This window comes from Streptomyces sp. FXJ1.172 (assembly GCF_001636945.3).
Lineage (GTDB): Bacteria > Actinomycetota > Actinomycetes > Streptomycetales > Streptomycetaceae > Streptomyces.
Map to the genome: position 1 here is coordinate 3,852,907 of NZ_CP119133.2, position 12,956 is coordinate 3,865,862.

Annotated in this window: 9 protein-coding genes; 7 read left to right on the forward strand and 2 right to left on the reverse strand. The window is 71.9% G+C overall.

Annotated features, from left to right (window positions below; translation table 11 throughout):
* Positions 1-196 precede the first annotated feature (196 nt).
* Genes A6P39_RS17010 through A6P39_RS17020 form a run of 3 tightly spaced genes read left to right on the forward strand, consistent with a single transcriptional unit; the run spans position 197 to position 3,183 of the window.
* A complete protein-coding gene (locus A6P39_RS17010) occupies positions 197-865 on the forward strand; it encodes a hypothetical protein (protein WP_067047429.1) in 669 nt (222 codons plus the stop codon).
* Positions 866-886: 21 nt separating this feature from the next.
* Entirely contained in the window at positions 887-2,491 is a 1,605-nt protein-coding gene (locus A6P39_RS17015) for a hypothetical protein (RefSeq protein ID WP_067047432.1), read from the forward strand.
* Positions 2,488-3,183: a TIR domain-containing protein gene (locus A6P39_RS17020; RefSeq protein WP_067047436.1), complete on the forward strand. Its 696-nt coding sequence runs from the start codon at positions 2,488-2,490 to the stop codon at positions 3,181-3,183. The genes A6P39_RS17015 and A6P39_RS17020 overlap by 4 nt, the downstream gene beginning before the upstream one ends.
* A gap of 76 nt (positions 3,184-3,259) precedes the next feature.
* On the opposite strand, the gene A6P39_RS17025 is transcribed toward A6P39_RS17020, so the two are convergent.
* Positions 3,260-4,099, reverse strand: coding sequence for a macro domain-containing protein (locus A6P39_RS17025; protein ID WP_067047438.1), 840 nt, complete (start codon positions 4,097-4,099; stop codon positions 3,260-3,262).
* 191 nt (positions 4,100-4,290) lie between these two features.
* On the opposite strand from A6P39_RS17025, the gene A6P39_RS17030 reads away from it, so the two are divergent.
* From A6P39_RS17030 to A6P39_RS17045, 4 genes are all read left to right on the forward strand, one after another.
* The gene (locus A6P39_RS17030; protein WP_234378951.1) at positions 4,291-5,652 is read left to right on the forward strand and encodes a macro domain-containing protein; all 1,362 of its coding nucleotides are present in this window, start codon (positions 4,291-4,293) and stop codon (positions 5,650-5,652) included.
* Between the two features lie 133 nt (positions 5,653-5,785).
* Entirely contained in the window at positions 5,786-7,171 is a 1,386-nt protein-coding gene (locus tag A6P39_RS17035) for a class II fumarate hydratase (protein ID WP_067047441.1), read from the forward strand.
* Between the two features lie 84 nt (positions 7,172-7,255).
* Positions 7,256-7,945, forward strand: coding sequence for a cytidylyl-2-hydroxypropylphosphonate hydrolase (gene fomD, locus A6P39_RS17040; protein WP_067047444.1), 690 nt, complete (start codon positions 7,256-7,258; stop codon positions 7,943-7,945).
* A gap of 280 nt (positions 7,946-8,225) precedes the next feature.
* Positions 8,226-10,415: an ATP-binding SpoIIE family protein phosphatase gene (locus A6P39_RS17045; protein ID WP_067047447.1), complete on the forward strand. Its 2,190-nt coding sequence runs from the start codon at positions 8,226-8,228 to the stop codon at positions 10,413-10,415.
* Between the two features lie 84 nt (positions 10,416-10,499).
* On the opposite strand, the gene A6P39_RS17050 is transcribed toward A6P39_RS17045, so the two are convergent.
* The gene (locus tag A6P39_RS17050; protein WP_067047450.1) at positions 10,500-12,875 is read right to left on the reverse strand and encodes a transglycosylase domain-containing protein; all 2,376 of its coding nucleotides are present in this window, start codon (positions 12,873-12,875) and stop codon (positions 10,500-10,502) included.
* Positions 12,876-12,956 lie beyond the last annotated feature (81 nt).

Here is a 12,956-nt window from a genome sequence, read left to right on the forward strand (position 1 = left end):
CCTGACCCCGTAGGACACCGAAGGAGCCCCCGGCCGACGGCCGGGGGCTCTCGTGCGGCCGGAGGCCGGGCCGGGATCGGAAGCGCTTCGGAAGCGGCGAAACCGGCTCATCCCTGGTGGGAGTCGGGCAAGGTAGCTGCGTTCGTACCGAAGAGACGAGCGAGACCCGGCGGTCTGCCGGGAGCTGCGAGGAACCATGAACCACACCTACAAGCCGCCGAGCTTGTTACCCGCCGCCGGCCAGGAACGGACCTACGCGCTGATCATCGCCGGTGTCCCCCTCCTGCTGATCCTGCTGACCGGCGTCCTGCCCCAACTGGGCTCCGGCAGCGGCGGATCCACGGGGACCTCCGTGACCGGCAGCGGCGGCTACTCCTACCAGCCGTCCCTGACGGATCCGGCGGCACCCGGCATCTCCGCCCCGGACATCTCCACCCCGGACATCTCCACGACGGCCACCTCCACGACGTACGGCACGGATCCGCAGGCGCCCGCCCCGGGCACCGAGGCCACCGGCCTCTCCCCGAGCCCGGCCGACACGCAGGCCACGGACAGCGCGTCCGGCACGCCGGGTGCGGGGGATCCCGCCTCGACGGTCACCCGTTACTTCGCGGCCATCAACAACCGTGATTTCCACACCGCTTGGGACCTGGGCGGCAAGAACCTCGACTCGTCCTACTCCTCCTTCGTCTCGGGCTTCGAGGGCACCGAACGCGACGACGTCACCGTCGGCACCGTCGACGGCACGGCCGTCTCGGTGAGTCTCGTCGCCCAGCAGACCGACGGCACACAGAAGTCGTACAGCGGCCGGTACACCGTGGTGGACGGGGTCATCACCGCCGCCTCGATAACTCCTGCCGGCTGAGCAGAGCGGAGCAGCGAAGACATGGCCAACGACATCCTTTCCCGCTCCGCTCCGCCGCCGGAGCCGACCGGACCCGCCCCGGGCCGCCCGTCCGGGGACACCACGAGCGACGCCACCCGGCTGCTGTGCGCCGGCACCTACCTGGACCCGGTCTACCGGGCCACCGTCATCCGCGAGCTGCTGACCAACCGGTTCCGGTTCGTGGCACCGTCGTACGGGTACGACGCGGTTCCCGTGCTCGCGCACGCCCTGGCGGCGCGCCGGCTGCATCGTGCCCGGCTGGCCGTCCTCGGCGCGGGCCTCGTGGTCACGTTCGTGCTCATGGGTGCCGGCGTCCTGAACGCATACGCCGGGTGGCTGACGGCGCTGTGGCTGGTGTGGGTCACCGCGTATCTGCGCCGGGTCGTCACCCTGCAGACCCTGATCACCCGGCTGCGCGGCCGCAGCGGCCCGGCGGGCCAAGCGGGCGCCTTCGACGGCTCCTACCCCGAGCACCCCCGGCTGACGGCCGAGCTGGTGGCCAAGATCGACCGGGAGCAGCTGGCGGACGGCAGTCTGGTCCGCTACGGCGGGTACAAACCGTTCGTCGGCGCGGGCGAGCCGGTGCGCCGGTGGTCCACCGCCGAGTTGCTGATCGGGGCGCCGGGCCCCGCGTTCGAGCAGCACAATTTCCAGCACGGGCCGGGCGCCCACCAGGCCACCGTCGCCGGCGGCCAGGAGCCGGCGCGCAAGGAGGTCATCCCCTTCACGGCCGGCGAGATCACCGCCTATGTCGCCGACCGCATGACCGCGGACCTGCGTGACCGGGCACGCGAGCCGGAGCGGATCGCCGGACTCGCGGTCGAGCGCTCCACCTTCACCACGGCCGTCACCACCCGGCTCGGGATGTGGCAGCCGGACCCGGAGATGCCGCAGAAGGGTGACGGCGCCTGGGACGACGCCTACGGCTCACAGCGCGCGTATCTGTGCGTGCGGGTGGGCACGTGGAACCAGGAGCTGGTCACCACGGCGTTCGTCGGCTTCGACCTCAAGGGAAACACCCTGCACACCGAGTTCTACTCGTATGTGCTGGCGCCGATCCAGGCGAGTTTCCACCTGGTGGACCGGCTCCCCGCCGCCCTGAGCGGCCGGCTGTTGCTGAAGGTCGCGTGGCACACGCTGCGGGCCACGCCCGAGGCGGCGTTGCGCCCCGTCCTCTCCCGGCTGCGCGCCCTGCTGCCGGGCCTCATGCCCTGGCGGTGGGGAAAGACCCGGATCCTGGTGCTGCAGCCGCCCGACAGCAGTGAGTTCCGCCTGGGCCGCTACGCGGACACCGTGCTGAACCGCGGGGCGCTCACCAGCATCCGGGAGATGGCGACCAGCGACGACTTCCACGTCTTCTTCCAGGAGACGGACACGATCAAGTACACGCAGATCGTGGAGCGCCAACTGCTCCAGGTCGTCCGTGACTTCCTGCACGAGCACAACGTGGACCTGGCGGAGCACGAGGCCCGCCAGACCAACATCCTCAACAGCTACGGGGACAACAACAACTTCGTGAACAACAACAACGGCGGCACCGTCAACTCCGGGACGCAGAACTTCCATCGCGGCTCCGACGGCGGCCAGGGGGCGGGATCCTCATGAGCGGGACCGGGCACCACAACAACTACGTGAACAACAACAACGGCGGCAGCGTCAACTCGGGGACCCAGAACTTCTACGACGGTCCCCCGGCCGGTCCGGACCGGTCCGGCCCCCGGCCCGGTCCCTCCCCGGAGCGCGGCCGCAACGTGTTCGTCGTCCACGGGCGGGACGAGGAGGCGCGGCTGAAGGTGTTCGACCTGCTGCGCCTGCTCGATCTGCGTCCGCTGGAGTGGGAGGACCTGGTCAGAGCCACCGGCAGGACGGCGCCGTTCCTGGGTGAGGTCGTCGCGCAGGCGCCCGCGCAGGCCCAGGCGGCGCTGGTGCTGCTCACTCCGGACGACATCGTCCAGCTGCACCCGGACCTGCAGGGGCCGGGCGAGCCGTCGTACGAGAGCGAACCGACCGGTCAGCCCCGGCCGAACGTGCTGATCGAGCTGGGCATGGTGCTGATGGCCTACCCGGAGCGCACGCTGCTGGTGGAGATCGGCTCGCTGCGCACGATCTCCGACATCGCGGGCATGAACGTCATCCGGTTCGACGGCTCGGCGACCGCCCTGGGCAAGGTCGTCGAGCGGCTGAAGCTGGCGGGCTGCAAGGTCAACGACACCGGCTCGGACTGGCGCCAGACCTGGCCGTACCGCCATCTGTCGGCGTACGACCGCTCGGGGCGGGGAGCGTCGCCGGCCCACTGAGCCGCGGTACGGGCCCGATGACAGGGGGAGGGGCCCGTACCGCACCGGCACCCCGCCTCGCGGCGGGTGCCCGGCGTCAGACGTGACGCCGGGCGCCCGCCGCGAGGCCGGCCAGGAACGCGGCGGTCTCCGGCAGGTCGATCAGGGCCAGCTCGCCGGGGCGGACCACCACCCGCAGTTCGCGGCAGACCATCCGCTCCCAGGAGTGCGCGACGAACGACAGCAGGATCAGCCGCAGCAGGCTGTCCTCGTCGAGGTCGTGCAGCCGGGCGAGTCCCGCCCCGGTCAACGGCATGGTGACCCGTTCCAGCTGGGCGTGGCGGTGGACGGCGTCCCACAGCCGGTCCAGGCCGAACCACAGGTCGTGCACGCTGGAGGCGGCGACGCAGTCGTTGCCCATGCGGCTGTAGGCGACGGCGAAGACCAGCTGCGGCCGGCTGCCGAGGGTGGCGACGGTCCCGATCGGATACCGCTCCCGCTTGCCCCGCGGCTTGTCCCGCGCGCTCTCCCGCGCCACCGGGGCGACGTCGTCCAGTGCGGCGGCCAGGTCCGCGTCCAGCCGCCGGGCGTCGCCCGCGTAGCGGCGGGCGAGCAACTGCCCTTGCACGCTGCCGTCGTTGATGACGGTCCCGTCGTCCACGAGGGTGTCGAAGGTGTCGGTGAAGCCCACCACCAGATGACCCGGCTGGTCGAAGAGGTCGCCCTCCTCGACCACCACCGTCATGCCGGGGCGGCCGAACTCCTGCCGTACCGCGGTCTGCGGGCGGGCGCGGGCGAGCCCCCAGGCCAGGCACAGGGCGAGGGAGGCGGCCAGGACCGGTCCGGGACGGGACACGGCGCGGGGGAAGAGCTGCCCGACGAACTGCACGACGGCCGACACGGCGCCGAAGGCCGCCAGCACGCTGCCCGCGAACATCCGCCGTGCGCGCCGCGACCCGGGAAACCGCGGCCGCGGCCGTGCTCGCGCGGGGCGGAACGACGGGCCCGAACCGGTCCATCGCAAACCGGACAATCGCATGATTCCCTCCATGCTCCCTTGGTACGCTGACGCACAGTCACGCGGCAGAGGGGGCGAGGCGCGTGCAGACCCGCACATCGTGCGTACGCGTGAGCGTCCTGGGCCCTGTGCGGCTGGATGTGAACGGCACTTCGGTGCGCCTCACCCCGCTGACGGCCCGTCTGCTGGTCCGTCTGGTCGCCGCCGGCGGCGAGGCGGTGACGGCGCGCCGGCTCTACCGGGACGTCTGGCAGCAGACCGTCGAACTGCCGCGCCAGGAGCCGCGCAACCGCAACGAGGTGCAGAAGCGGATCCTGGAGCTGCGGCGCGCGTTCGACCTCGCCGGTCCGGGTCACGGCGCCCGGATCATCCGTACGGGGCAGCTGCCGTCCGGCCACGGCACCCAGAGCACCTACCAGCTGAATCTGTCCGACGACGAGCTGGACAGCGCGGAGTTCACCCGCCTGGTGGGCGAGGCGCTGCGTGCGGCACCGGCCTCGGCCGTCCGGCTGCTCGCGGAGGCGCTGCGGCTGTGGCGCGGCCGGCCTCTGACCGAGGTGCACGACGAGGAGTTCGCGCTCGCCCCGGTGCGGCGGCTGGTCCAGCTCCGGGAGACCGCGCTGCGCGAGCTGGTCGGCGGGCACACCGCGCTGGGCCGCTACGACCTCGCCCTGCCGGTGGCCGAACAGACCGCCCTGGAGCGGCCCGGCGACCTCGAGGCCGCCGCCGTGCTCGCGCGGCTGAACGCCCGGCTGCGCGAGCGGCACGGCGCCGAGCTGCTGCGCCACTCGCTGCGCGGGCTGCGGGTGGACGTCGTCGTGATGCGCGGCGACCTGTTCGACCAGGCGGACGCCAACCTGGTCGTGGGGTTCTCCGACACCTTCGACACCCACCCCGACGACGTCGTGATCAGCCGGGAGAGCGTGCAGGGCCAGCTGGTCGACCGCCTCTTCGGGGGCCGGCACCGGCTCCTGGACGACAAGCTGCGCCGGGGCCTCGGCGGGTTCACCCCGCTGGTCACGGAGAGCGTCCGGGCGAAGCGGCGCGGCCGGCGCGTGCGCTATCCCATCGGCACGGTGGTGGCGGTGCCCGTCGGCAGGCGGCGCGTCTTCGCCCTGGCCTACTCCCGCCTCGGCAACGACCTGCGGGCCCGGTCCGGCCCGGCGGACCTGCGGCTGAGCCTGGAGCGGCTGTGGCCGGCGGTCGCCCTGCACGGCCTGTTCAAACCGGTGGCGATACCGCTGATCGGCATGGGCCTGTCCCGCATCGTCGAACTCGACCGGACCCAGCTCCTGCTGCTGGTCGTCGAGACCTTCACCGAGAGCCTCAGGCAGGATCCCGCCGTCTGTCCGGAGCTGCGCATCGTCATCCGCGCCGACGACCTCGAGCGGACCGACCTGTCGGCGGTCGAGGCGTTCTTGCGTGGTGCGGACGAGCGGGGTCCCGCATCCCCGCCGGCCACGGTGCCGTGAGCTGTGCACTCCCCCAGCAAAGGCCCGCCGGTGCTTCCGACGACAGCCGTCATCCGCTTCCGGATCGCTTCCGGTGCCACCCGGCCGGCCCAGGCCCCGGAACAACCCCGCCCCCCAGGCCGCTGTACCCGGCATGAGCGAATACCGCATCGAGCACGACTCCATGGGTGAGGTCCGGGTCCCGGCGCATGCCAAGTGGCGGGCGCAGACACAGCGGGCCGTGGAGAACTTTCCCGTCTCCGGGCAGCGGATCGAGCGGGCGCACATCGAGGCGCTGGCGCGGATCAAGGCGGCGGCGGCGAAGGTGAACGCCGCGCTCGGGGTGCTGGACGAGGACGTCGCACAGGCCATCCAGGAGGCGGCCGGGGAGGTGGCGGAGGGGAAGTGGGACGAGCACTTCCCCGTCGACGTGTTCCAGACCGGGTCCGGGACGTCGTCCAACATGAACACGAACGAGGTCGTCGCGACGCTGGCCGGTGAGCGGCTCGGGCGGGACGTGCATCCCAACGATCACGTCAACGCCTCCCAGTCGTCGAACGACGTGTTCCCCTCCTCCATCCACATCGCCGCGACCGCCGCCGTCACCCGCGACCTGATCCCGGCGCTGGAGCACCTCGCCGCATCCCTCGCCCGCAAGTCCGAGGAGTTCGCCGATGTGGTGAAGTCGGGGCGGACGCACCTGATGGACGCCACGCCGGTGACGCTGGGGCAGGAGTTCGGCGGGTACGCCGCCCAGGTGCGGTACGGCGTCGAGCGTCTGAAGGCCTCCCTGCCCCGCCTCGCGGAGCTGCCGCTCGGCGGTACCGCGGTCGGCACCGGGATCAACACCCCGCCCGGGTTCTCCGCCGCCGTGATCGAGGAGGTCGCCCGGGTCACCGGGCTGCCGCTCACCGAGGCCCGCGACCACTTCGAGGCACAGGGGGCCCGGGACGGGATCGTGGAGACCAGCGGGCAGCTGCGGACCATCGCCGTCGGACTGACCAAGATCGCCAATGATCTGCGCTGGATGTCCTCCGGGCCGCGCACCGGGCTCGCCGAGATCCGGCTGCCCGACCTCCAGCCGGGGTCGTCCATCATGCCGGGCAAGGTCAACCCGGTGGTGCCGGAGGCCGTGCTGATGGTCGCCGCCCAGGTGATCGGCAACGACGCCACCGTCGCCACCGCGGGCGCCGCCGGGAACTTCGAGCTGAACGTCATGCTCCCGGTCATCGCCAAGAACGTGCTGGAGTCGGTCCGGCTGCTCGCCAACGTGTCCCGGCTGCTGGCCGACCGGACGGTCGACGGCATCACCGCCGACCGGGAACGGGCCCGGGAGTACGCCGAGTCCTCCCCGTCCGTGGTCACCCCGCTCAACAAGTACATCGGCTACGAGGAGGCCGCCAAGGTCGCCAAGAAGTCGCTCGCCGAGCGGAGGACCATCCGGGAGGTCGTCCTCGAGGGCGGGTACGTCGAGCGCGGTGATCTGACGCTGGAACAGCTCGACGAGGCGCTGGATGTCCTGAAGATGACGCGCCCGTAACCGCGGGCGAACCTTTCCGGCCACCGGCGCGGAACCGTGACGTGCACCGCAGCGTCGTGTGCCTACGGCACCTAATATCTGTCCATGACGGACGGCGGAGCGATGACGAGCACGGCAGCGGGACCTGCGAGCCACTGGGATCCCGGGACGCAGATCCTGTGGCGCTACCGGGAGAACGCGGGCGAGCACGTCCACATCGCCCGGCCCGTCACCGTGGTCCGCGACGACGCCGAGCTGCTCGCCGTGTGGCTGGCCCCCGGCACCGAGTGCGTGAAGCCGGTCCTGGCCGACGGCACGCCCGTGCACACGGAGCCGCTCGAGTCCCGCTACACCAAGCCGCGCACGGTGCAGCGGGACCGGTGGTTCGGCACGGGCGTGCTGAAGCTGGCCCAGCCCGGCCGGCCCTGGTCGGTGTGGCTGTTCTGGGAGCCGGGCTGGCGGTTCAAGAACTGGTACGTCAACCTCGAGCAGCCGCTTGTCCGTTGGGCGGGCGGGGTGGACTCCGAGGACTACTTCCTGGACATCTCCGTCCACCCGGACCGCAGCTGGCACTGGCGTGACGAGGACGAGTTCGCGCAGGCCCAGCGGGACGGGCTGATGGACACGGCCACCGCCGAGCGGGTGCGGGCGGCGGGGCGGGACGCGGTGGAGGTCATCGGCTCCTGGGGGGCGCCGTTCTCGGAGGGCTGGCAGCACTGGCGACCGAACCCGTCCTGGGCGGTACCTTCTCTCCCCGAGGACTGGGACCGTACGCCCGCGCACGTGTCCTCATGAGACCCTTGATGCGCCCCCGGGCAAGAAACGTAGGATCGTCCTCCGCAAGGGCGCACAAGTGCAACTCCCGGGGCATGCGCCGGGCCTGACCGATCGTCACCGAGGGGCGGCAGCACGTGAGCGAGGGGTACGACGGCGTCACCACCGCGATCGGAGGCGGCACAGAAACCGCTGAGCACGCGGAAATTCCGTTCCTGGGGCACGTATTGCGGGTATCGGGACTTCTGCGGGACCAACTGCGCGCCCGGCGCGCAGCCCCGGACGGATGGATGCGACACGCGTGACGGAGCAGCCCACCTCCTTCGAGCGCCCTCAGGGCGCCGACCCCGCGGAGGCCCGCGGGGCGCTCCTGCGTACCCCGGAGCCGCCCGGCGCTCCTGCCTTACCGGTGCAGGCCCGGGCCGACGGCACTGCGTCCGCACCGGGGACGGCCGCGCCCTGCGGCAAGGCGAGGGATGGTGCGGGGTCCCAGTCCCCGGCCGGCAAGGGAAAGGACGGCAAGGGGACGCAGCCCCCGGTCGGCAAGGGGAAGGAGACCCCAGTCAACGGCCCCGAGCACTCCCAGCCCGCAGCCGACGAGCCCGTGGGGGCATCTCCCGCGCGAGCAGAGCAGAGCGTGGGGGAACACCGCCCGCGCCCGGCGCCGGAGGGCATTCCGCCCCAGCCCGGTGCCGAGCAGGAGCGGACACCCGGCGTCGAGGAGCGCCGTACCGGACGCGGACTGCCGCCGGGCCGGCCGATGCCGATGCGGCGCGACGGGGACCGGCTCAGGTTCGTGGGCGCGGCCACCCGGCGGATCGCGCGCGGCCTCGATCTGGACGAGATCGTGATGGGCCTGTGCCGGGCGACCGTGCCGACGTTCTCGGACGCGATCCTGGTCTATCTGCGCGACCCGCTGCCGGTCGGCGACGAGCGGCCCACCGGTCCGGTGGTGCTGCGGCTGCGCCGCAGTGACCGCATACCGGAGGAGCGGGACACCGACGGTGTGCTGCTGCCCTCGGCCTTCGACACGGAGCCGGAGCCGAGCGCGCTGGCCGAGCTGTCCTCGCTCACCACCGAGCTGTGCGAGGTACGGCCCGGCGGCGCGCTGAACGAGGTGCTGCGCGGGGTGCGGCCGGTGTTCGCCGACGCGCCCGCCGCCCGGGCCGCGCTGCCCGAACTGCTCGGCGACGGCGGCGAGACGCTCGTACCGTCCGGGCAGCACGCGATCCTCGCCCCGCTGCGCGGCCGGCGCCGGGTGATCGGCGCGGCCCTGTTCCTGCGCCGCCCGGAACGGCTCGCGTTCGAGGGCGACGACCTGCTGGTGGCGGCCCAGCTGGCCACGCACAGCGCGCTCGGCATCGACAAGGCGGTGCTGTACGGCCGGGAGGCGTACATCGCCGACGAGCTGCAGCGCACCATGCTGCCCGAGACCCTGCCCCGTCCGACCGGGGTCCGGCTGGCCTCGCGCTATCTGCCGGCCGCCGAGACCGCGCGGGTCGGCGGCGACTGGTACGACGCGATCCCGCTGCCGGGCAGCCGGGTGGCCCTCGTCGTCGGCGACGTCATGGGCCACTCCATGACCTCGGCGGCGATCATGGGCCAGCTGCGCACGACCGCGCAGACGCTGGCCGGGCTCGACCTGCCGCCGCAGGAGGTGCTGCACCACCTGGACGAGCAGGCGCAGCGGCTCGGCACGGACCGTATGGCGACCTGTCTGTACGCCGTCTACGACCCGGTCACGCACCGCATCACGATCGCCAACGCCGGTCATCCGCCGCCGGTGCTGCTGCACCTGGGCGGCCGGGCCGAGGTGCTGCGGGTGCCGCCGGGCGCGCCGATCGGCGTCGGCGGTGTCGACTTCGAGGCGGTCGAGCTGGACGCGCCCGCCGGGGCCACGCTGCTCCTCTACACCGACGGCCTGGTGGAGTCCCGGCTGCGGGACGTGTGGACGGGCATAGAGCAGCTGCGGGAAAAGCTCGCCGCCACCGCCCGGCTGACCGGTCCGGACCATCCGCCGCCCCTCGAGGCGCTGTGCGACGAGGTGCTGGACATGCTCGGGCCGGGCGACCGGGACGACGACATCGCGCTGCTGGCGGCCCGCTTCGACGGGATCGCGCCGAGCGATGTGGCCTACTGGCGGCTGGAGCCGGAGGAGACGGCCCCCGGCCAGGCCCGCCGCCTCGCCCGCCGCGCGCTCGCCCGCTGGGACCTGGAGGACCTGACGGACTCGGTGGAGCTGCTGGTCAGCGAGGTCGTGACGAACGCCGTACGGTACGCGTCCCGGCCGGTGACGCTGCGGCTGCTGCGCACGGACGTGCTGCGCTGTGAGGTCGGCGACGACGTGCCGCAGCTGCCGCGCCTGCGGCAGGCCCGGGCCACGGACGAGGGCGGGCGCGGCCTGTACCTGGTCAACCGGCTGGCCCGGCGCTGGGGCGCGACCCGGCTGTCCACCGGCAAGGTGGTCTGGTTCGAGCTGAACCGGAGCTGAGCCGCTTTCCGGCCGTACGACGCGAAGGGCGCCCGGGGACTTCCCGGGCGCCCTTCGTCTGTGCTCGTCCGTGCTGCGGCCGGCCTACTGGCCGAAGTTCTGGCCGCCGCCCGGATCGAGCGGGTTGTCCGTGACGCCGCCCGTCGGCGACTGCGTCGGCGGCTGGGACGGCGGCGTGGACGTCGGCGGCTGGGACGGCGGCGTGGACGTAGGCGGCTTGCTGGTCGCCGGGTGCGACGGCGGCGTGGACGTCGGCGGCTTGCTGGTCGGCGGCTGCGACGGCGTGTTGGACGGCGACGCGGGGGCCGTCGGCGTGTAGCTCGGCTGGACCGCCGCGCCCATCGTGGTGTCCAGGTCGAACTTGCTGATGTCGCCCATCGCCCCGAAGGTGTAGGCGGCCCAGATCTTCGCCGGATAGCTGCCGCCGTTGATACGGCCGCCGCCCGCGGTGATGAGGCCCGTGGCGCCCGTCAGCGGAACCTGGGCGTGGGACTTGGCGGACTCGCCGAACAGGCCGACCGAGGTGACCAGGCCGGGCGTGTAGCCGGTGAACCAGGCCGACTTGTTGTTGTCGGACGTACCCGTCTTGCCGGCGACCTGCTGGCCGTTGCGCGCCGGGTTCTGCGCCACCGAGTCGCTGGCCGTACCGTCGTCGACCACGCCGGTGAGCACCGAGGTGACCGTGTCGGCGGCGGTCCGGCTGATCACCTGGTCGCCGACCGGGTCCGGGAGGGTGACCGTGCTGTCCTTGTGCTCGGCCGACTTGATGATCGCCGGGGTGACCTTCTTGCCGTGGTTGTCGAGGGTCGCGTAGATGCCGGCCATCTCCAGCGGGCTCGCGCCCATGGAGCCCAGCGTCTGCGCGGGCACCGCCTCCATGCCCTTGGTGTCCATGCCGAGCTTGCCGGCCGTGGCCATCACCTTGTCCATGCCGACGTCGACGCCCATCTGCGCGAAGACGGAGTTGACGGACTTGTTCATCGCCGTCTGGACAGTGATGTCGCCGTAGTCCTGGTCGTCCTCGTTCGGCGGGCCGAAGCCGACCTTGGCGCCGCCCGACACGACCTGACGGCCGCTGGTGCCGTCGTAGATCGTGTTCGGGGTGATCACCCGGCCGTCCTGCGTCTTGGCGCCCTCGTCCATGGCGGCGGCGAGGATCACCGGCTTGAAGGTGGAGGCGGGCTGGTAGTCCGTGCGTGTGGCGTTGTTGAGGAAGTGCTTGAAGTAGTCCGTGCCGCCGTACATGGCGAGGACCTTGCCCGTGGTCGGGTCGACGGAGACGGCACCGGGCTGGACGTCGCCGTCGACGGAGCGCCGCTTCGCGTTCAGCTTGCTGGTCAGCTGCTCCGTGACGGCTTGCTCCAGCTGGCGCTGCTTCTTCTTGTCGATGTTGAGCGTGATGGTCCAGCCGCCCTTTTTCACCAGTGCCTCGGCGTCACCGATGCTGGCGGCGCTGCCCTGGGCGACCAGCTGCTTCTCCAGGGAGGCGTTGGCCGCGTCGACCAGGTAGCCGGTCTGTCCCTTCATGCCGGGCGCCGCCTTGGGCGATTTGGGCACCGGGAAGGTCATGGCCTGGCGCTTGCCGGCGTCCAGCCAGTGCTGCTTGACCATGTTGTCCAGGACGTAGTTCCAGCGGGCCTGCGCCAGCTTCTTGCCCGTGTCGCTGGCGATCGCCCAGTCGTACTGGTTCGGTGCCTGCAGCAGCGCGGCGAGGTAGGCGCCCTCCTGGACCGTGAGGTTCTTGGCGTCCTTGTGGTAGTACGCCTGTGCCGCGGCCTGGATGCCGTAGGCGCCGCGGCCGTAGTAGCTGGTGTTGATGTAGCCCGCGAGGATGTAGTCCTTGGACTTCTGGCGGTCCAGCTTCAGCGAGATGACCAGTTCCTTCAGCTTGCGCGTGACGGTCTGGTTCTGGTCCAGGTAGTAGTTCTTGACGTACTGCTGGGTGATCGTCGAACCGCCCTGCGTGCCGTGCCCCATGACGGTGTTGAGCAGGCCGCGGGCGGTGCCCCTCAGGTCGACACCGGCGTCCTGGTAGAAGGTCTTGTTCTCGGCCGCGACGAAGGTGCGCTGGACGTCCTTGGGGACCTCGGCGAGGTCGACGCTCTCCCGGTTGAGTTCGCCGGTGCGGGCGAGGATCGTGCCGTCGCTGTACTTGTAGATGTTGCTCTGCAGCTGGGCGGTGGCGTTGCCCGCGGGGATGTCGATCGTCATGTACAGCGCGATGAACGCGCCGATGACGAGCAGCACGAGGCCGAAGAAGGTTCCGAGGATCTTCTTCCAGGTGAACAGCCGGCGTATTCGGCCCTTGGGGGGCTTGGCGCCGCGTCCCCTGGGGGGTTTTGCGCCGGCCGGGGCGGAGGGGGAGCCGGTGGCGGCCGACGTGGGCTGCGAGCGGCGGCCCCTGGGCGCCGCGCGGTGGCCGCCGCGCTGTCGCGCTCGTCTCTCTTCCGCTCGTCCCATGGGTCCCTACGCTCCGCTTCCGTCTCGGGGTCAGCTCCGAAAGCTAACACCCGCCTATATGACAAAGGACGTCCGATCCGC